Origin of the sequence: Streptomyces sp. NPDC005574 (assembly GCF_040605435.1) — a bacterium.
Lineage (GTDB): Bacteria > Actinomycetota > Actinomycetes > Streptomycetales > Streptomycetaceae > Streptomyces.
In genome coordinates this window covers 1-19,709 of the sequence record NZ_JBEXCW010000083.1, presented here as the reverse complement: position 1 = coordinate 19,709, position 19,709 = coordinate 1, and the positions used below count along the sequence as shown (strand labels likewise).

Here is a 19,709-nt window from a genome sequence, read left to right as displayed (position 1 = left end):
CATGAGCCGGGCGTCGGGGGCGCATCTCATTTCACCTAGATTTCCGAGAGGGCTCACGCTCCCATGGCGAAGATCCTGAAGTTCGACGAGGACGCCCGTCGCGCCCTCGAGCGCGGCGTCAACAAGCTTGCCGACACGGTCAAGGTGACGATCGGCCCCAAGGGCCGCAACGTCGTCATCGACAAGAAGTTCGGCGCCCCCACCATCACCAACGACGGCGTCACCATCGCCCGCGAGGTCGAGCTCGAGGACCCGTACGAGAACCTCGGCGCGCAGCTGGTGAAGGAGGTGGCGACCAAGACCAACGACATCGCGGGTGACGGCACCACCACCGCCACCGTGCTGGCCCAGGCGCTCGTGCGTGAGGGCCTGAAGAACGTTGCCGCGGGTGCCTCCCCGGCGCTGCTGAAGAAGGGCATCGACGCGGCGGTCAAGGCCGTCTCCGACGAGCTGCTCGCCACGGCGCGCCCCATCGACGAGAAGTCCGACATCGCCGCCGTGGCCGGGCTGTCCGCCCAGGACTCGCAGGTCGGCGAGCTCATCGCCGAGGCGATGGACAAGGTCGGCAAGGACGGTGTCATCACCGTCGAGGAGTCCAACACCTTCGGCCTGGAGCTGGACTTCACCGAGGGCATGGCCTTCGACAAGGGCTACCTGTCCCCCTACTTCGTGACGGACCAGGAGCGTATGGAGGCCGTCCTCGACGACCCGTACATCCTGATCACGCAGGGCAAGATCTCCTCCATCCAGGACCTGCTGCCGCTGCTGGAGAAGGTCATCCAGACCAACGCCTCCAAGCCGCTGCTGATCATCGCCGAGGACGTCGAGGGCGAGGCACTCTCCACCCTCGTCGTGAACAAGATCCGCGGCACCTTCAACGCGGTCGCCGTCAAGGCTCCGGGCTTCGGTGACCGCCGCAAGGCCATGCTGCAGGACATCTCGATCCTCACCGGCGCCACGGTCGTGGCCGAGGAGGTCGGCCTCAAGCTCGACCAGGTCGGCCTGGACGTGCTGGGCTCCGCCCGCCGCGTCACGATCACCAAGGACGACACCACGATCGTCGACGGTGCCGGCAAGACCGAGGAAGTCCACGGCCGGGTCAACCAGATCAAGGCCGAGATCGAGAGCACGGACTCCGACTGGGACCGCGAGAAGCTCCAGGAGCGCCTCGCGAAGCTGGCCGGCGGCGTGTGCGTGATCAAGGTCGGCGCCGCCACCGAGGTGGAGCTGAAGGAGAAGAAGCACCGTCTCGAGGACGCCATCTCGGCGACCCGCGCCGCGGTCGAGGAGGGCATCGTCTCCGGCGGTGGCTCCGCGCTCGTCCACGCCGTGAAGATCCTCGACGACAACCTCGGCAAGACCGGCGACGAGGCCACGGGTGTGGCGGTAGTCCGCCGCGCCGCCGTCGAGCCGCTGCGCTGGATCGCCGAGAACGCCGGCCTGGAGGGTTACGTCATCACCTCCAAGGTCGCCGAGCTCGACAAGGGCCAGGGCTTCAACGCCGCCACCGGCGAGTACGGCGACCTGGTCAAGGCCGGCGTCATCGACCCGGTCAAGGTCACCCGCTCCGCCCTGGAGAACGCCGCCTCCATCGCCTCCCTCCTGCTCACGACCGAGACCCTGGTCGTCGAGAAGAAGGAAGAAGAGGAGCCGGCCGCCGGTGGTCACGGCCACGGCCACTCCCACTGACGCAGGCACCACCCGAGAGAAGCCCCCGCCCCGCACTCGCGGAACGGGGGCTTCTCCCGTGCCACCGACTCCCGTGCCACCGACTTCCGTGCCACCGACTTCCGTGGCACCGGCTCCCGGCGCCCGACGCCGCGAGGCCCGCACCGCAGCCGTACGACGGACCACGGACCACGACCGGAACGCACCCGGCGCCGGACTCCGGCGGCCTGCCCGGTCTCCGGTCCGTCCCCCCCCTTCCCGTCACGGCCCTACTGCGGCCCGTACCTGCGCCCGGTGCGTGAGCTGATGCCCCCGAGCAGCCCTCTCGGCGCCACCTTCACCAGGCCCATCAGCGCCTTGTAGCGCGGGTCCGGGATCGACAACGACTTCCCCCGGGCCAGGTCCGCGAGCGCCGCCGCGACCAGTTTGTCGGCGTCGAGCCACATCCAGCCGGGGATGTTGTCCGTGCCCATCCCGGCCCGCTCGTGGAACTCCGTGCGCACGAAGCCGGGGCACAGCGCCATCAGCCGCACCCCGCTGCCGGCCAGGTCACGTGCCGCGCCCTGGGTGAACTGCACGACCCACGCCTTGGACGCGCCGTAGGTCCCGCGCGGCAGGAACGCGGCGACGGAGGCCACGTTGACGACGCCGCCCCGGCCCCGCTCGCGCATCGCCTCGGCCGCCGCCGACGTCAGCCGCAGCACCGCCTCGCAGTGCACCTTCAGCATCCGGAGCTCGTCGGCCATCGACACGTCGAGGTAGCGGCCCTTGTTGCCGAAGCCGGCGTTGTTGACCAGCAGGTCGACCGGGTTCTTGCGGTCGGTGAGCCGTGCCGCCACCGTCTCGACGCCGTCGTCCGTCGCCAGGTCGGCCGTCAGCACCTGTGCCTCGATGCCGTGCAGGTCGTGCAGTTCGGTCGCCTGCCGGCCCAGCCGCTCGGTGTCCCGTGCCACCAGGACGAGGTCGTGCCCGTCAGCCGCGAGCCGCCGCGCGAACGCCGCACCGATGCCCGCGGTCGATCCCGTAATCAATGCCGTTGTCATGGCGCAAGGTTAGTGACCCGGACCGATCACGTCCGATCACCGCACAGGGCCTCCCCGACACCGGGTCCCGGCCGCAAGGCGTCCCGCCGGGCCCGGTCAGGACCCGTACTTCTCCACATACGCCCGCGCCGCCCGCAGCGCCTCGGGGTGCAGCGCGGCGCCCGCCGCGAGCAGCCGGGGCAGCAGGTCACGCTCTGTGGTGGTGGCCCGGAACTCCATCGCCACGGTCACGTCGTGGTCCGGGAGGTGCACGACCTCCACCGGGTCCCCGGCGCGGATCTCACCGGGCTCCACCACCCGCAGGTAGGCGCCCGGCGCACCCTTGCGCGTGAACCGCTTCACCCAGCCGCGCTCGCCCAGGTGGCCCTGGAAGGTGCGGCAGGGGATCCGCCCGCAGGTCACCTCCAGCACCACCCCGGCACCGATCCGCCAGCGCTCGCCGATCCGCGCGCCGGACACGTCCAGTCCCGCGGTCGTCAGGTTCTCCCCGAACGCGCCGTTCGCCAGCGGCCGGCCCAACTCCCGCTCCCAGTCGTCCAGATCCTCGCGGGCCACCGCGTACACCGCCTGGTCGTCGCCGCCGTGATGGCGAATGTCGCACACCGTGTCGCCGGCCAGACCGCTGCGCCCGACACCCTTGGGCCCCGGCGCGGCCACCCGCACGAGGCCGTCGGCCGGGCGCTTGTCTATCGCGCTCAGCCCTTCCGGCTGGTCCGTGTAGGGCACGGCCCGCGCCCGGCCGACGTTCACCGACAGAAGCTTCATGGCCGCACGCTAAGCGGCGCGAGTCAAAGTGTCGACGGATTATTCGCCCCCGTACCAAAGGACCGCTTATCCTTCAGGGGTGATCGAAGCCCGTCATCTGCGTGTGCTGCGCGCCGTCGCCACCACCGGCTCCTTCTCGGCGGCGGGGCGCGAACTGGGCTGCACCCAGCCCGCCGTCAGCCAGCAGATGAAGGCGCTCGAAGCCTCCGTGGGCACCCCCCTGCTGATCCGCAGCGGGCGCGAGATGCGGCTGACGCAGGCCGGTGAGGCGCTGGTCCGGCACGCCGCCGGCATCCTCTCCGGGCTGACCGCCGCCGAGGAGGAGGTCGCCGCCATCGCGGGCCTGCGCGCCGGGCGGGTGCGGCTCGTGTCCTTCCCCAGCGGCAGCTCCACCCTCGTCCCGACCGCCCTCGCCGCCCTGCGCGCCGCGCACCCCGGCACCCGTGTCTCGCTGGAGGAGGCCGAACCGCCCGCCTCCGTCGAGCTGTTGCGCGCGGGCGACTGCGACCTGGCGCTCGCCTTCCGCTACGAGCGCGCGGCGGCCGTCGAGGAGTGGGACGACCTCGTCGTACGCCCGCTGCTGACCGACCGGCTCGTCGCCCTGGTGCCCGAGCGGCACCGGCTGGCGAGCGCGCCGTCCGTCGCCATCGGCGACCTCGCAGGGGAGCCGTGGATCGCCGGCTGCCCGCGCTGCCGCGGTCAGCTGGTCGAGGTGTGCGAGGGGGCCGGCTTCACGCCCCGCATCGACTTCGCGACCGACGACTACCCGGCGGTCGTCGGCCTGGTGGCCGCCGGTCTGGGCGTCGCGGTCCTGCCCCAGCTGGCGGTCGAGTCCGTACGGCCGCGCGGCGCGCGCACGGTGACCCTGGAGCCGGCGGTGCGCCGCGAGATCGTCGCGCTCACGCTGCCCGACCTGGCGCAGGTGCCTGCGGTGGCGGCGACCCTGGAGCAGCTGGCCCACGCGTCGGCGCGACAGGAACCGGGCCGGCCCCGGCGACCGCAGCCGGGCCAAAAATAAGGGCACGCGTACGCGTGCCCAGCTAGCAGAAACGTTCCTTCAACTGTTCGAAGCCGTGTCGCCGCTCCCGGCCGACGCGGAGACCAGCCGGTTGCGAGCCCTCCCCATGAGTTCCTCGCGCTCGTCCTCGGTCAGGCCGCCCCAGACCCCGTAAGGCTCGCGCACCGCCAGCGCGTGCGCCGCGCACTGCGCGCGAACGGGGCATCTCATGCAGACCTCCTTGGCCGAGTTCTCACGAGCGCTCCGAGCCGCACCGCGCTCGCCCTCGGGATGGAAGAAGAGCGAGCTGTCCACCCCGCGGCAGGCAGCCAGGAGCTGCCAGTCCCACAGGTCCGCGTTCGGTCCTGGTAGGCGGGAGAAATCTGCCATTGCGTGACCCCTTGTAGCCGTTCTGGGCGGATACGGTGTCCACGACCGTACATCTACGATCTAAGGAGATGAAAATATGACTCATTGCGAATCTAGCCTTAGACACCGAAAAATGGGAAGAAAAACGGCTAAATGGGGCATCGGTTGTGATGAAACATGGGAGCTTCGCCGCGCATGTCTCCACCGTGTCCGCGCCCTCACGTAGAGTGCCGAAGATGACACACAGCCCCGTAACTCTTTCGAGTGACCATCGTTGAGAGTGCGGAGGCGGTTGAAGCAGGAGTGCTCGGGCAGGCGTCCGGGTCGGTCGACCGCACAGGTGAAGATTTCGTACCAGCCTGGAGGCTCAAGGTGACGTGCATCAGCTGCGGAGGGCGGCCATGACATCCGTCCTCGTCTGCGACGACTCCCCGCTTGCCCGAGAGGCGCTCCGCCGCGCGGTCGCGACCGTGCCCGGCGTCGAGCGTGTGACGACGGCGGCCAACGGCGAGGAGGTCCTCCGCCGTTGGGGCGCCGACCGCTCGGACCTCATTCTGATGGACGTACGCATGCCCGGGCTGGGCGGCGTCGAGACCGTCCGACGGCTGCTGTCCGCCGACCCCGGCGCCCGGATCATCATGCTGACCGTGGCCGAGGACCTCGACGGAGTGGCGCTCGCCGTCGCCGCCGGAGCCCGCGGGTACCTGCACAAGGACGCCTCCCGCGCGGAGCTGCGGGCGACCGTCACCCAGGCCCTGGCCGACCCGACCTGGCGGCTCGCCCCGCGTCGGCTGCGCTCGGCCGAGATGGGCGCCGCGCCCACGCTCACCGCGCGTGAGATCCAGGTCCTCGAAGGCATGAGCCACGGCCGCTCCAACGCGGAGATCGGCCGTGAGCTGTTCCTGTCCGAGGACACCGTCAAAACCCACGCGCGGCGGCTCTTCAAGAAGCTCGGCGCCTCCGACCGGGCCCACGCCGTGGCGCTCGGCTTCCGCTGGGGTCTGGTCCGCTAGAAGCCGTCCGGCCGTCCGCGTCGGATCAGCGGGCGGCACGCGCCCGGCGGACCGCCGGGCCGGGCCCCGGGCACCGGACGTGCCGCGGCGGGGCTCGCAACCTCCGGAAAATCCCCGCCTACCGCACGGTGGGCGGGGGTGGCAAACCGATCCGCCGGCGCCCGCTGCTCGTTTCGCCGCGGATGCCGCATCCTTGAGGTGTGGAGTTCCTCGGGGACGAGTCGGTCGAGCGGAAGGGGAGGGCGCAGGGAATGAGTGCCGGCGCACCTGCTCATAACGCTTCAGTGCACAACGACGGGCGTGGTGCCACGGAGCACACGCCGCCAGGGCACCATGGACCGATGCGCGACGACGAGGCGGTGACCCCTGCCCAGGGGGCGATCGGTGCGCTCGTCCATCGTGCCGTCGACGGCGACGAGCAGGCCACGCACGACCTGCTCGCCCACGTGCACCCCCTCGCCATCCGCTACTGCCGCACCCGGCTGTCCCGGCTCCCGGGCGACGCGCGGCACTTCGTGGAGGACCTGGCCCAGGAGGTCTGCGTCGCGGTCCTGCTCGCCCTGCCCCGCTACAAGGACACCGGCCGCCCCTTCGAGGCCTTCGTCTTCGCCATCGCCGCACACAAGGTCGCCGACCTCCAGCGGGCGGCGATGCGTCACCCGGGCTCGACGGCGGTCCCCTCGGACGAGATGCCCGAGCGGCCCGACGACTCACTGGGCCCCGAGGAGCGGGCCCTGCTGAGCAGCGACGCCGAATGGGCCAAGAAACTGCTGGCCAACCTGCCCGAGAACCAGCGCGAGCTGCTTCTGCTGCGCATCGCGGTGGGACTCACGGCCGAGGAGACCGGCCAGATGTTGGGAATGTCACCGGGCGCGGTCCGGGTGGCGCAGCACCGGGCCCTGAGCCGGCTGCGGGCCCTGGCCGAGCAGTAGACGGAACGTCCGGACGGGTTTCTCGCGTCGGCGGCGGACACCGGGGACCGAGCGGTGAACGGCCAAAGCCGCAGCGCGTTCCGGCGGTGCCGGGTGGCTGATGCACCCGTCGCCGGGGGCCGGCCCACCGGTCCGTGTGAACGCGCCCGCCCCCGCCGCCGTAGGAACACACGAGAGCCACCGGCGTCCGGAACCGTGGAATTCGGGAGCCGCGCTTCCCGTTAGCATGGACATCCGCACCGATCAAGGCCATTTGGGGAAGGTGTCATGACTGCGAACGTCGACGGAGTGCCCGGAAAATTCGCGACACTCGGGCTGACCTACGACGACGTGCTGCTGCTGCCGGGCGCATCCGAGGTGCTCCCCAACGCGGTCGACACCTCGTCCCGCATCTCGCGCAACGTCCGCGTGAACATCCCGCTGCTGTCCGCGGCGATGGACAAGGTCACCGAGTCCCGCATGGCGATCGCGATGGCCCGGCAGGGCGGCGTCGGCGTGCTGCACCGCAACCTGTCCGTCGAGGACCAGGTCAACCAGGTCGACCTCGTGAAGCGCTCCGAGTCCGGCATGGTCACCGACCCCATCACCGTGCACCCCGACGCCACGCTCGCCGAGGCCGACGCCCTGTGCGCGAAGTTCCGCATCAGCGGTGTCCCGGTCACCGACGGCGGCAAGAAGCTGCTCGGCATCGTCACCAACCGTGACATGGCCTTCGAGAGCGACCGCTCCCGCCAGGTGCGCGAGGTCATGACGCCGATGCCGCTGGTCACCGGCCATGTCGGCATCTCCGGCGCCGACGCCATGGAGCTGCTGCGCCGCCACAAGATCGAGAAGCTTCCCCTGGTCGACGAGGCGGGTGTCCTCAAGGGCCTCATCACGGTCAAGGACTTCGTCAAGGCCGAGCAGTACCCGCACGCCGCGAAGGACGCCGAGGGCCGGCTGCTCGTCGGTGCCGCCGTGGGCGCCAGCCCCGAGGCGCTGGAGCGCGCCCAGGCCCTCGCCGAGGCGGGCGTGGACTTCCTGGTCGTCGACACCTCGCACGGCCACAACAGCAACGCCCTCAACTGGATGGCGAAGATCAAGTCGAGCGTCCACGTCGACGTGATCGGCGGCAACGTCGCCACCCGCGACGGCGCCCAGGCCCTGATCGACGCCGGTGTCGACGGCATCAAGGTCGGCGTGGGCCCCGGTTCGATCTGTACCACCCGCGTCGTCGCCGGCATCGGCGTCCCGCAGGTCACCGCCATCTACGAGGCGTCCCTCGCGGCCCGCGCCGCCGGTGTCCCGCTGATCGGTGACGGCGGCCTGCAGTACTCCGGGGACATCGGCAAGGCGCTCGCCGCCGGCGCCGACACCGTGATGCTGGGCAGCCTCCTCGCGGGCTGCGAGGAGTCGCCGGGCGAGCTGCAGTTCATCAACGGCAAGCAGTTCAAGTCGTACCGCGGCATGGGCTCGCTCGGTGCCATGCAGTCGCGCGGCCAGGCGAGGTCGTACTCGAAGGACCGCTACTTCCAGGGCGAGGTGGCCTCCGACGACAAGCTCGTCCCCGAGGGCATCGAGGGCCAGGTGCCCTACCGCGGCCCGCTGGCCAACGTGCTGCACCAGCTCGTCGGCGGTCTGCGCCAGACCATGGGCTATGTGGGTGCCGCCTCCATCGAGGAGATGGAGACCAAGGGCCGCTTCGTGCGGATCACCTCCGCGGGCCTCAAGGAGAGCCACCCGCACGACATCCAGATGACCGTCGAGGCGCCGAACTACAGCCGCAACAAGTGACTCTCCCGCGCGCGTGACGCATGCCGAGGGCGGTTCCGGGCCACCGGGGCCGCCCTTGTCGTACCCGTCGGCGATACTGGGAGACGCTGAAACGCAGAGGGAAAGGCCACAGACGTGACTGAGATCGAGATCGGGCGCGGCAAGCGCGGCCGGCGGGCGTACGCCTTCGACGACATCGCCGTCGTCCCCAGCCGCCGTACGCGGGACCCGAAGGAGGTCTCGATCGCCTGGCAGATCGACGCCTACCGCTTCGAGCTGCCCTTCCTGGCCGCCCCCATGGACTCAATCGTGTCGCCCGCCACCGCGATCCGCATCGGTGAGCTCGGCGGCCTCGGCGTGCTGAACCTCGAAGGACTGTGGACGCGGTACGAGGACCCGCAGCCGCTGCTCGACGAGATCGCCGGGCTGGACGTCGACAACGCCACCCGCCGTCTCCAGGAGATCTACTCCGCCCCCATCAAGGAGGAGCTGATCGGGCAGCGCATCAAGGAGGTGCGCGACTCGGGCGTGGTCACCGCGGCCGCGCTCTCCCCGCAGCGCACCGCCCAGTTCTCCAAGGCCGTGGTGGACGCGGGCGTGGACATCTTCGTCATCCGCGGGACGACCGTGTCGGCGGAGCACGTCTCCGGTTCGCACGAACCGCTGAACCTCAAGCAGTTCATCTACGAGCTCGACGTCCCGGTGATCGTCGGCGGCTGCGCCACGTACACCGCGGCCCTGCACCTGATGCGCACGGGCGCGGCGGGTGTCCTGGTCGGCTTCGGCGGCGGCGCCGCGCACACCACTCGCAACGTGCTGGGCATCCAGGTCCCGATGGCCACCGCGGTGGCCGACGTCGCCGCGGCCCGCCGCGACTACATGGACGAGTCCGGCGGCCGGTACGTGCACGTCATCGCGGACGGCGGTGTCGGCTGGTCCGGTGACCTGTCCAAGGCGATCGCCTGCGGCGCCGACTCGGTGATGATCGGCTCCCCGCTCGCGCGCGCCACCGACGCGCCCGGCCGGGGCCACCACTGGGGCATGGAGGCGGTCAACGAGGAGCTGCCGCGCGGCAAGAAGGTCGACCTGGGCACGGTCGGCACCATCGAGGAGGTCCTCACCGGCCCGTCCCACATCCCGGACGGCTCCATGAACTTCTTCGGTGCCCTGCGACGCGCCATGGCCACCACCGGCTACAGCGAGCTCAAGGAGTTCCAGCGCGTCGAGGTGACGGTCGCGGACTCGCAGCACAAGCGGTAGGCCGTACGACGTGAGGGGCCCGTCCACCGGTCGGTGGGCGGGCCCCTTCGTGCGCGCGTGGTGCCACCGTGTGGTGGCGGTGCGGCGGGTGCTAGAGGGCGGCCTTCTTCGCTCCCGAGAACGCGGCGAACGCGCCGATGGCGAGGAACAGGAACGTCATCGCGTCGGCCGTCTCGCTCCAGCCGTCCGTCAGCCAGTTGAAGTGCTCGGTGAACAGCGAGGCCGCGGACACGTCGAGCTCGTCGCTGCCGATGATCGCGATGCCGATGAGCTGGCCGAGGTAGACGGCGCCCAACGACAGCAGCGCGCTCACCACGGGCAGCGCCGGGTTGCTGCCGCCGACCTTGCCCGCGGCGAACCCGATGAGGAAGCCGACGCCGACGGCCGCGTAGCCGATCTCGTAATCGGTGGCGCCGACGATGCCGCCGTAGACACCCGCGGTGACCAGCGCGACGACGACGGCGACGACCACGCCGAGAGCGACGTTCCCGCGGGCCGGCGCGGGGGCGGGGGCCGGGGCGAACGGCGCCGGGGGCGGCGGCAGGGCGGCGCCCGGCTGCTGGGCGTAGGGGTTGCCGTCGACGGGCTGCGGGGCGGCGGGCGCGCCGGTGGCGGGCTGCGGAGTGCCGGGTGCGCCGGTGGCGGGCTGCTGGGCGAACGGGTTGCCGTCGGACGGCGGCGGAGCTGACTGGGTCATGACAGGTTCCCCCCACGGGACTGTGGTGACGAGCGGTGCGGTGTGTGTGCACGAGTGTGCGACGGACGCCGAAGACTAGCAGGCGAGGGGGGCGTCTTGACCAGGCGTTATCGCGGAGGATCGTGGGGATTCGGCAGACGGTCGGTGGGTCGTCACCCGGACCCGCTGGGGCGCCCGGGGCCGGTGGGTCGTCGTCCGGAGTCGGTGTGTGGCGCGGGCCGGTGGGTCGTCGTCCGGAGTCGGTGTGCGGTGCGGGCCGGTGGGTCGTCGTCCGGAGTCGGTGTGTGGCGCGGGCTGGTGGGTCGTCGTCCGGAGTCGGTGTGCGGTGCGGGCTGGTGGGTCGTCGTCCGGAGTCGGTGTGCGGCGCGGGCCGGTGGGTCGTCGTCCGGAGTCGGTGTGTGGCGCGGGCTGGTGGGTCGTCGTCCGGAGTCGGTGTGTGGCGCGGGCCGGTGGGTCGTCGTCCGGAGTCGGTGCGCGGTGCGGGGCCGGTGGGTCGTCGTAAGGCGTCGTAGGCGTCCGTGGCCCTTGGGCGGCCCGTCCGGGGTGGCCAGGGTGTCGTCGCCGGGGCGGGTCGGCTCCGGCGGGCTCCGTCAGAGCCGGTGGGCCGCTCCCGTCGGGGTCGCTCCGCGCGTGTCCAGGAGGAGCTGGGCCTTCACCGACAGGCCCTGGAGGTCGTACGTGCGGTGCTGCTGGAGCAGGATCGTCAGGTCGGCGTCGGCGGCGGCGTCGTAGAGGGAGTCGACACGCGGGACCGGGCGGTCCAGGACGCTCCACGACGGGACGTGCGGGTCGTGGTAGCTCACCGAGGCGCCCAGCTCGATCAGCCGGGTCGCGATCTCCCGCGCGGGGCTGCCCTGCTGGTCGGCGAGGTCGGGCTTGTAGGTGACGCCGAGCAGCAGCACGCGGGCGCCGCGGGCGGACTTGCCGTGCTCGTTCAGCAGGGTCGCGGCGCGCTGGATGACGTAGCGGGGCATCTGGTCGTTGACCTGCTGGGCGAGTTCCACCATGCGCAGGGTGCGTCCGGCGCGGCCGGTCAGGTCCTGGGGGACGGCGTGGCCGCCGACGCCGGGGCCCGGACGGAACGCCTGGAAGCCGAACGGCTTGGTCTCCGCGCAGCGGATGACGTCCCAGAGGTCGACGCCGAGGTCGTTGCAGAGCACGGCCATCTCGTTGACGAGGGCGATGTTGACATGCCGGTAGTTGGTCTCCAGCAGCTGCACGGTCTCCGCCTCGCGGGGTCCGCGGGCGCGGACGACCTTGTCGGTGAGCCGGCCGTAGAAGGCGGCGGCCGACTCGGTGCAGGCGGGGGTGAGACCGCCGATGACCTGCGGGGTGTTGGCGTGCCCGAAGTCGCGGTTGCCGGGGTCGACCCGGCTGGGCGAGCAGGCCAGGTGGAAGTCGCGGCCCGCCCGCAGGCCGGAACCCTCCTCCAGCAGGGGGCGCAGGAAGTCCTCCGTGGTCCCCGGGTACACCGGTGATTCGAGGATCACCGTGGTGTGCGGGCGCAGGTGGGCGGCCAGGGTGCGGGCGGCCGTCTCCACCTGTCCGAGGTCGAGCCCGCCGTCCGCGCCCCGGGAGGTGGGGGCGCAGATGACCGCCGTGCGCACCCGGCCGAGCTGGGCCGGGTCGGTCGTCGGCCGGAAACCCCCCGAGAGCATCCGGCGCAGTTCGGCGGGGCTGAGGCCGCCTGCCTCGGGGCCCGTCTTGTAGCCGAGGGTGGTGAGGCCGGCGGTGACGGCGGCCTGCGCCAGCGGCAGGCCGTACGGGCCGAGTCCGATGACGGCGAGATCTGCGGGCATGGCGTGGGCCGTCCTTCCCAATAACCGAAGCGGGACAGGTGCGCAAGCCCGGTGGACAGGATGGGCGAGAGCAATGTCAGACTAGGAGTAAATATGACCGTTATGCGGGATTGGCCAGCTGTGTCTTCCCGCGGGTCGGCGACAGTTGTCCACAGGCTGGGGGCGAGTAGTGGCTGAAGTCGGTCAGGCCGGTCAGAATTTGGGCAGGGGGAAACGGCACGGGCCTCACCTCGCGGGTGCGGCCGGCGCGACCGACAGCTGGAGGCAGCGGTGAGGACAGCGACACTCGGGCCGGCGCAGCGCGCCGAGTCACTCGCGGCGATGGCCGAGCGGGAACTGGACGTGCTGGTCGTGGGCGCGGGCGTGGTCGGTGCGGGCACCGCGCTCGACGCCGTGACCCGCGGCCTGTCCACGGCCCTGGTCGAGGCGCGTGACTGGGCCTCGGGCACGTCCAGCAGGTCCAGCAAGCTCATCCACGGCGGCCTGCGCTATCTGGAGATGCTCGACTTCGCACTCGTCCGCGAGGCACTGAAGGAACGCGGCCTGCTGCTGGAGCGGCTCGCCCCGCACCTGGTGAAGCCGGTGCCGTTCCTGTACCCCTTGCAGCACAAGGGCTGGGAGCGCCTCTACGCCGGCTCGGGCGTCGCGCTCTACGACGCCATGTCGATGGCCCGAGGCCACGGGCGCGGGCTGCCCCTGCACCGCCACCTGAGCCGGCGTCACGCCCTGCGTGTCGCCCCCGCCCTGAAGAAGGAGGCACTGGTCGGCGCGCTGCAGTACTACGACGCCCAGATGGACGACGCCCGCTTCGTGGCGAACCTCGTGCGCACCGCCTTCTCGTACGGCGCCCATGTCGCCAACCGCGCGCGGGTGACCGGGTTCCTGCGCGAGGGCGAGCGGGTCGTCGGCGCCCGGGTGCGGGACGTCGAGGGCGGCGGGGAGTACGAGATCCGGGCCAAGCAGGTCGTGAACGCCACGGGTGTGTGGACCGACGACACCCAGGGCATGGTCGGTGAACGCGGCCAGTTCCACGTCCGGGCGTCCAAGGGCATCCACCTCGTCGTCCCCAAGGACCGCATCCACTCGACGACCGGGCTGATCCTGCGCACCGAGAAGTCCGTGCTGTTCGTCATCCCGTGGGGCCGGCACTGGATCGTCGGCACCACGGACACCGACTGGGACCTCGACAAGGCGCACCCCGCCGCGTCCAGCGCGGACATCGACTACGTCCTCGAACACGTCAACTCGGTCCTCGCGGTGCCGCTGACCAGGGACGACGTCCAGGGCGTGTACGCGGGACTGCGTCCGCTGCTGGCCGGCGAGTCCGACGCCACCAGCAAGCTGTCACGCGAGCACACCGTGGCGCACCCGGTGCCGGGACTCGTCGTGGTGGCGGGCGGCAAGTACACGACGTACCGCGTGATGGCCAAGGACGCGGTGGACGCCGCCGTGCACGGCCTCGACATGCGGGTCGCGGACTGCGTCACCGAGGACGTGCCGCTGCTCGGCGCCGAGGGGTACCACGCCCTGTGGAACGCGCGAGCGCGTATCGCCGCGCGGACCGGCCTGCACGTGGTGCGCGTGGAGCACCTGCTGAACCGCTTCGGGGCGATGGCGGAGGAGGTTTTCGACCTCATCGCCGAGGACGCCTCACTGGGCGAGCCGCTCCACGCCGCCGACGACTACCTGCGCGCCGAGATCGTGTACGCCGCCTCGCACGAGGGGGCCCGGCACCTGGACGACGTGCTGACCCGCCGTACCCGCATCTCGATCGAGACCTTCGACCGGGGCACGCGCAGCGCGCGGGAGGCCGCCGAACTGATGGCGCCGGTCCTCGGCTGGGACAAGGGCCAGATCGAGCGCGAGGTCGAGCACTACGAGAAGCGGGTCGAGGCCGAGCGGGAGTCGCAGCGCCAGCCCGACGACCTGACGGCGGACGCGGCGCGGCTGGGGGCACCGGACATCGCGCCGCTGTAGGGGCGGGCGGGTGGGGCGGGCGGTTGGGGGGCCTGCGTTTTGGCCCCCCTTCCCCTGGTCCCGTTCCCGTGGTCCCGCCGCCCTCTGGCCGTCCGGATGTCACTCGAACGAGTGTCTCCAGGCGGGATCCTCGTTCGGAACCGGCTCGTTCTACGAGGTGCGGGGGCAGAACTCGGCGGTGAGCAGCCGGGGTTCGAGCCCGGGGTCCGTGACCGTGTCGGTGTTCACGCGGAAGGTGAGGACACGACGGCCGTCGGCGGTGGCTGCGGTGCGCACGTAGCTGCCGGTGATGCGTCCGTTGTGCCCCCACACCGTGACCCCGCACGGCAGCTTCACCGGGAACAGACCCATGCCGTACGAGCCGTGTGCGGTGCGGGTGTCGAGCATCTCGCGCAGCCGGCGCGGGGGCAGCAGTTCCCCGCCGAGCAGGGCCGCGTAGAAGCGGTCCAGGTCGGCGAGCGTGGTCACCAGTTCGCCCGCGGCGCCGGCCACCCGCGGGTCGAGGTCGGTGACGTCGGAGCCATCGGCGGTGTAGGCGCGGCCGTGCGGTGCGGGAAGAGCGGTGCGGGAGCCGGGGAAGGAGGTGCCGGTCAGACGCAGGGGAGCGAGGATGCGGCGCTCCGCCTCGGTGGCGTAGGAGTGCCCCGTGACCTGCTCGACGATCAGGCCGAGCAGGACGTAGTTGGTGTTCGAGTACGCGTAGTGGCCGCGGTCGGCCGGAGGGTGGGTGAGAGCCAGGCGTACGGCCTGGAGGGGCGACAGGGGGACGAGCCCCCCGGTGTCCGCGGTGAAGTCGTACAGGCCGCTGGTGTGGGTGAGCAGGGAGCGCAGGGTCAGCGCGCGACCGTCGTTGCCGGTTCCCCGCACCAGACCCGGCAGGTGCTGCTCCACCGTGTCCGACAGCGACAGCCGCTGCTCGTCGGCCAGTTGCAGGACGACGGTCGCGAGGAAGGTCTTCGTGACGCTGCCCGCCCGGAAGCGGTCGGCGCGGGAGATCCCCTCGCCCGCCCGGGCGAAGCGGGTGGCGGACCCCTCGCGGACCAGCAGGGCCGCGGCGGGCGCGTCGCCCCGCGAGACCAGCAGCGGCAGGACCGTGTCCGTGACCGGCACGGCACGGGCCGCCTGCGAGCCGGACGCGGCCGACCAGAGCAGCACCGCGGCCACCGGCACGGCGAGGAGCGGCCGTAGCTGCTGAAACGGCGGCATCGCGGGGGTCCTTCCTTGTCGCGGTCCATCATGCAGCGCCACGGAGGGCGAGCCCCAGGGCCCCCGGCACCGGGCCGCGTCCGGCGATCCGCCTCGGATCGGCGGGTACCGGGCGTCACTTGCCGGGTACGAGTCACCGGACACGGCCCGGGCGTCCGGGCGCCGTGGAGTCACCGGGCGGCGAACCCGCGGTCCCCGTATGGACCCCGGGCGCGGTGAGAGGCACCCTGGGCGTCGGGCACTTGTCGGGTGAGAGACAATGGAGCCTCTGTCAGGGCGGGTTGCATGAGGGGACGCATGTCGGAGGCGGAGCGGGCGGGGGCGGCATCCCGGCAGGACAAGAGCAAGCGTCTCCTCGCCGGGCGGTACCGGCTGGGAGAAGTGCTGGGCCGCGGCGGCATGGGCACGGTGTGGCGTGCCGAGGACGAGACCCTCGGCCGGACGGTCGCCGTGAAGGAGTTGCGGTTTCCGTCCAGCATCGACGAGGACGAGAAACGGCGCCTGATCACGCGCACCCTGCGTGAGGCCAAGGCGATCGCGCGGATCCGCAACAACAGCGCGGTGACGGTCTTCGACGTGGTCGAGGAGGACGACCGGCCGTGGATCGTGATGGAACTGGTCGAGGGCAAGTCCCTCGCCGAGGCCATCCGTGAGGACGGTCTCCTGGAGCCCCGGCGCGCGGCCGAGGTCGGGCTCGCCATTCTCGACGTGCTGCGGTCCGCGCACCGCGAGGGCATCCTGCACCGCGACGTGAAGCCGTCGAACGTGCTGATCTCCGAGGACGGCCGGGTCGTGCTCACCGACTTCGGCATCGCGCAGGTCGAGGGAGACCCGTCGATCACGTCGACCGGCATGCTCGTCGGCGCGCCCTCCTACATCTCGCCGGAACGCGCCCGCGGGCACAAGCCGGGCCCGGCGGCAGACCTGTGGTCGCTGGGCGGCCTGTTGTACGCGGCGGTCGAGGGATCGCCGCCGTACGACAAGGGGTCGGCGATCGCGACGCTCACGGCGGTGATGACCGAGCCGCTCGGTGAGCCCAAGAACGCGGGGCCGCTGCGGGACGTCATCTACGGGCTGCTCACCAAGGACCCCGAGCAGCGGCTCGACGACGCCGGTGCCCGGGCCATGCTCAACGCGGTGCTCCACGCGCCCGAGCCGAAGGCCGTCGAGCCGGAGCCGGCCGACGCCACCAAGGTCGTGCCGCTGCCGGCGCAGCCGGGCGAGCGCTCCGGCAGCTCCGGCACCAGGCGGGGCGAGGAGGCCGGCGAGCGGTTCCGCGGGGCGCTGCGCTCCATGCGCAAGGCCGCCGGAGCGGCGGCCGGGTCGGCGGCCGCGGTGCGCGCCAAGTCGGCCGGTACTTCGACTGCTTCGGGTTCCGGCGGTGTGGGTGGTTCCGGCACGTCGGCCGCGAAGGAGACGACCGGGACCGCGAAGCCGGACACGGCCACCGGGTCGGGATCGGTCCCTGCGCCCGGTGCCGCTGCCGGACCGGCGGCGGGCGCGGCCGGTTCGGGGCGGGTGCCCGCGGCCCGTGATCGAGGCACGCGGGAGACGAAGGCCAAGGGCTCGGACACCACGGGCGCGAGCGCCACGCACGCCACCAATGCGGCGAGCGCCACCAGCGCCACCACTGCCTCGAACGCGTCGACGAGCGGGCGGAGTTCCGGGTGGCCCGTGATGACGCCGCCGGACCTGCCGCCGCGGACCGTGCCCAGGGCGCCGCTCACCGACGTGGTGCCCCGGCGGACGCTGGTCATCATCGCGGTGGTCCTGGCGCTCGCCGTGCTCGGCACCGTACTGGCGCTCACCCTCGGCGGGGGCGACGACGACTCGAAGGGCGCCGGGAGCGGCGGCGGTTCCAAGGTGACGGCCGGGGGCGGTGCGAGTCCCTCCACCAAGGAGGACCACAGCGCGGGCACCGGGAAGGGCGGTTCGGCGGACGCGTCCGGTTCCACCGGATCGTCCGGCTCCGGATCGGGGGGCACCTCGGGCACCGAGGCGAGCCCGTCCGGAGGCACCGGCAAGGAGACCGACGGCTCCGCGGGCGGCGGCAGCGCGTCCACGTCGACCTACCGGGGCGGTCAGGGCTACTCGATCGGGTTGCCCAAGGGGTGGAAGTACCAGTCCACCAGTGCGGCGGGGGACCGCTTCGCCGGACCTGACGGGCAGAAGCTGCTGGTCGCCTGGACCTCGACGCCCAAGGGCGACCCGGTCGCCGACTGGACGAACCAGGAGCGCTACATGGTGCGCTCGCAGTACAAGAAGATCCGCATAGAGGCGGTGAGCTACCGGGGCTGGAACGCGGCCGACTGGGAGTTCACCTACTCGGAGGGCGGGACCGGCTACCGCACGATCGACCGCGGGTTCGTGGTCGACGACCATCAGGGATACGCGCTGATGTACACGGCGAAAGCCGCGAAGTGGGACACCGGGGTGCGCAAGGACACCTGGGAGACCCTGGCGAAGACCTTCAAGCCGAAGTCGTGACCGAAGCGGCCGCGCGTTTGGGCCGCGAGATCCGGCATCCCCTCTTTGCAGGTTGCCTCCGGCACGTATCGTGAATGTTCGCGGACCGTACGCATGCGGGTGTGTATCCGGAACGGGTCGCGACACGAACGGAATTGACCAGCCGGGCGGCCGGGGGAGGCAACGTGGACGACTATGCGGGTCGGGTGCTCGCCGACCGCTACCGCCTGCCGCTGCCGCCGTCCGACGAGTACGAACTCACCGAGAGCCGGGCCTTCGACACCTACAGCGGGCAGGAAGTCTTCGTCCGGCAGGTGCCGTTGCCCGAGGTCGTCGAGGCCGAGGTGCTCGACGCGGAAGGGCTGCCGGACGGCTTCACCGCCCGTGACGGCCGTGAGACGCGGGACCGGGGCGCGCGGCGGACCGCGGCCGGCCGCGACGGCACCCGGCGGCCCACCGAGCCGGCCGTCCGGCGAGCCGTCGAGGCGGCGCAGGCCGCGGCCCGGATCCCCGACCACCCCCGGCTCGACCAGGTCTTCGACGTGTTCGCCGAGGGCGGTTCGCTGTGGATAGTCAGCGAGTGGGTGGCCGCGCGGTCGCTGTCGGACTTCCTGCTGGAGAAGCCGCTGACGCCGTACCGGGCGGCGGAGGTGGCCTCCGACGTCCTCATGGCCCTGCGTGTGCTGCACGCCCACGGCTGGACGCACCGCAACGTCACGGCCCGCACGGTGCTCGTCTGCGACGACGGCCGGGTGATGCTGACCGGCCTCGCCGTCGGAGCGGCGGAGGAGGCACTGTGCGGGTACGACCCGGTGCCGGCCCCGGACAGTGAGTGGGGCGCGGGCACCGGTACCGACAGCGGAAGCGGGGGCGCGGACACCGGCGCCGGATTCGGCGCGGGACGCGAAGCGGCTCCCGGTGGCGGGTCCGGCCGTGGCGGACCGCCGGGCGGCGCCCCGCGCGCACCGGGCTTCGGCAGCGCGCCCACCACCGGCGGCGCGCCCGGGTCCGCCCTCGCGCTCGGTTCCGGTCCCGCACCCGGTAGCGGCCCTTTCGCGGGCGCGGGGGCAGCCGCAGCGGCCGGCTCCGGTGGCGGACACGCGGACCCCGAGGCGGCCCGGCGGGCCGCCATCGAGGCGCGGGCGGCCGGCGGGTTGCCGGCGCAGGGGGCCGACGCGGCGTCCGGCGCGGCCGGGTCGGGCGCGCTCGCCCGCCGGGAGCCCGACACCGGCGGTGACCTCCGGGCCGCGCGAGCCGGAGCGATCGCCGCGTACCGGGCGGGGGCGCGGGCCGCGGCCCGGGTCCAGGAGGCGCAGCAGAGCGGCCGTACGGCCCTGCCCGGAGCGCGACCTGCCTCCGACGGCGGGCCGGCCGGGCAGAACGACGGGCCGGCGCAGTCGCCGTACGGCACCGGTGCGGAGCGGGCGCCGGGTGCCACGCCCCCCGGGCAGATCGCCGACCCCTACGGTGTGCGCGCCGCGCCCTGGCACGGGGCGACGCCCCGCGGTGGAGCCGAGGCAGCGCCGTCGGCCGGGGGCTACGGACCGGGGATGACGGGGCGTACGGCCCTTCCGTCGGGGGGCAACGGTCTGGTGGCGCCGGGATACGGTCCCGTGCCGGGGCACCCGGCGGCACCCGGCTTCGGCGCCGTCCCCGGCCACCCCGCCCCCGGCGCCCCCGCCCCGGTCCGCAGGCCCTGGATGCGCCGGCCGAGGAAGGTCTCGTCGAACGCGAGGTCCGCGGGCGCCCGGAGCGTCCGCGGGGC

15 protein-coding genes are annotated in these 19,709 nt (G+C 72.5%); 9 read left to right on the top strand and 6 right to left on the bottom strand.

Features of this window, described 5'->3' with window-relative positions; all coding sequences use genetic code 11:
- Positions 1-63 precede the first annotated feature (63 nt).
- The gene (gene groL, locus ABZT03_RS34020) at positions 64-1,689 is read left to right on the top strand and encodes a chaperonin GroEL (RefSeq protein WP_356046636.1); all 1,626 of its coding nucleotides are present in this window, start codon (positions 64-66) and stop codon (positions 1,687-1,689) included.
- 248 nt (positions 1,690-1,937) lie between these two features.
- Here the strand turns inward: groL and ABZT03_RS34015 are convergent, their stop codons facing one another.
- Both ABZT03_RS34015 and ABZT03_RS34010 read right to left on the bottom strand, forming a co-directional pair.
- Positions 1,938-2,711, bottom strand: coding sequence for an SDR family oxidoreductase (locus tag ABZT03_RS34015; RefSeq protein ID WP_356046634.1), 774 nt, complete (start codon positions 2,709-2,711; stop codon positions 1,938-1,940).
- 96 nt (positions 2,712-2,807) lie between these two features.
- On the bottom strand, positions 2,808-3,476 hold the full coding sequence (locus ABZT03_RS34010; RefSeq protein ID WP_356046632.1) for an MOSC domain-containing protein: 669 nt from the start codon (positions 3,474-3,476) through the stop codon (positions 2,808-2,810).
- A gap of 79 nt (positions 3,477-3,555) precedes the next feature.
- Between ABZT03_RS34010 and ABZT03_RS34005 the strand changes: the two genes are divergently transcribed.
- Positions 3,556-4,494 carry a LysR family transcriptional regulator gene (locus ABZT03_RS34005; RefSeq protein WP_356046630.1) on the top strand — a complete coding sequence of 313 codons (939 nt, stop codon included), beginning with the start codon at positions 3,556-3,558 and terminating at the stop codon, positions 4,492-4,494.
- Between the two features lie 39 nt (positions 4,495-4,533).
- On the opposite strand, the gene ABZT03_RS34000 is transcribed toward ABZT03_RS34005, so the two are convergent.
- Positions 4,534-4,863, bottom strand: a complete 330-nt coding sequence (locus ABZT03_RS34000; protein WP_356046628.1) for a WhiB family transcriptional regulator — start codon at positions 4,861-4,863, stop codon at positions 4,534-4,536.
- A gap of 380 nt (positions 4,864-5,243) precedes the next feature.
- Between ABZT03_RS34000 and ABZT03_RS33995 the strand changes: the two genes are divergently transcribed.
- The 4 genes from ABZT03_RS33995 (at position 5,244) to ABZT03_RS33980 (ending at position 9,799) form a co-directional block, all read left to right on the top strand.
- Positions 5,244-5,855, top strand: a complete 612-nt coding sequence (locus ABZT03_RS33995; RefSeq protein ID WP_003948568.1) for a response regulator transcription factor — start codon at positions 5,244-5,246, stop codon at positions 5,853-5,855.
- A 341-nt stretch (positions 5,856-6,196) separates the two neighbouring features.
- Positions 6,197-6,787, top strand: coding sequence for a sigma-70 family RNA polymerase sigma factor (locus ABZT03_RS33990; protein ID WP_356046626.1), 591 nt, complete (start codon positions 6,197-6,199; stop codon positions 6,785-6,787).
- Between the two features lie 267 nt (positions 6,788-7,054).
- On the top strand, positions 7,055-8,560 hold the full coding sequence (guaB, locus tag ABZT03_RS33985) for an IMP dehydrogenase (protein WP_356046624.1): 1,506 nt from the start codon (positions 7,055-7,057) through the stop codon (positions 8,558-8,560).
- Between the two features lie 114 nt (positions 8,561-8,674).
- Complete coding sequence (locus ABZT03_RS33980; RefSeq protein WP_356046623.1) at positions 8,675-9,799, top strand: GuaB3 family IMP dehydrogenase-related protein; 1,125 nt, start codon at positions 8,675-8,677, stop codon at positions 9,797-9,799.
- A 91-nt stretch (positions 9,800-9,890) separates the two neighbouring features.
- Here ABZT03_RS33980 and ABZT03_RS33975 read toward each other — a convergent pair whose 3' ends face one another.
- Together ABZT03_RS33975 and ABZT03_RS33970 are read right to left on the bottom strand one after the other, a co-directional pair.
- The gene (locus ABZT03_RS33975; RefSeq protein ID WP_356046621.1) at positions 9,891-10,496 is read right to left on the bottom strand and encodes a hypothetical protein; all 606 of its coding nucleotides are present in this window, start codon (positions 10,494-10,496) and stop codon (positions 9,891-9,893) included.
- Positions 10,497-11,086: 590 nt separating this feature from the next.
- Positions 11,087-12,295, bottom strand: a complete 1,209-nt coding sequence (locus ABZT03_RS33970) for a nucleotide sugar dehydrogenase (protein ID WP_356046619.1) — start codon at positions 12,293-12,295, stop codon at positions 11,087-11,089.
- 270 nt (positions 12,296-12,565) lie between these two features.
- On the opposite strand from ABZT03_RS33970, the gene ABZT03_RS33965 reads away from it, so the two are divergent.
- Entirely contained in the window at positions 12,566-14,272 is a 1,707-nt protein-coding gene (locus ABZT03_RS33965; protein ID WP_356046617.1) for a glycerol-3-phosphate dehydrogenase/oxidase, read from the top strand.
- 150 nt (positions 14,273-14,422) lie between these two features.
- On the opposite strand, the gene ABZT03_RS33960 is transcribed toward ABZT03_RS33965, so the two are convergent.
- Complete coding sequence (locus tag ABZT03_RS33960) at positions 14,423-15,478, bottom strand: serine hydrolase domain-containing protein (RefSeq protein ID WP_356046616.1); 1,056 nt, start codon at positions 15,476-15,478, stop codon at positions 14,423-14,425.
- 297 nt (positions 15,479-15,775) lie between these two features.
- Between ABZT03_RS33960 and ABZT03_RS33955 the strand changes: the two genes are divergently transcribed.
- Both ABZT03_RS33955 and ABZT03_RS33950 read left to right on the top strand, forming a co-directional pair.
- Positions 15,776-17,965, top strand: a complete 2,190-nt coding sequence (locus ABZT03_RS33955; RefSeq protein ID WP_356046654.1) for a serine/threonine-protein kinase — start codon at positions 15,776-15,778, stop codon at positions 17,963-17,965.
- A 164-nt stretch (positions 17,966-18,129) separates the two neighbouring features.
- A partial coding sequence (locus ABZT03_RS33950; RefSeq protein WP_356046615.1) for a protein kinase occupies positions 18,130-19,709 on the top strand: 1,580 nt, incomplete at its 3' end.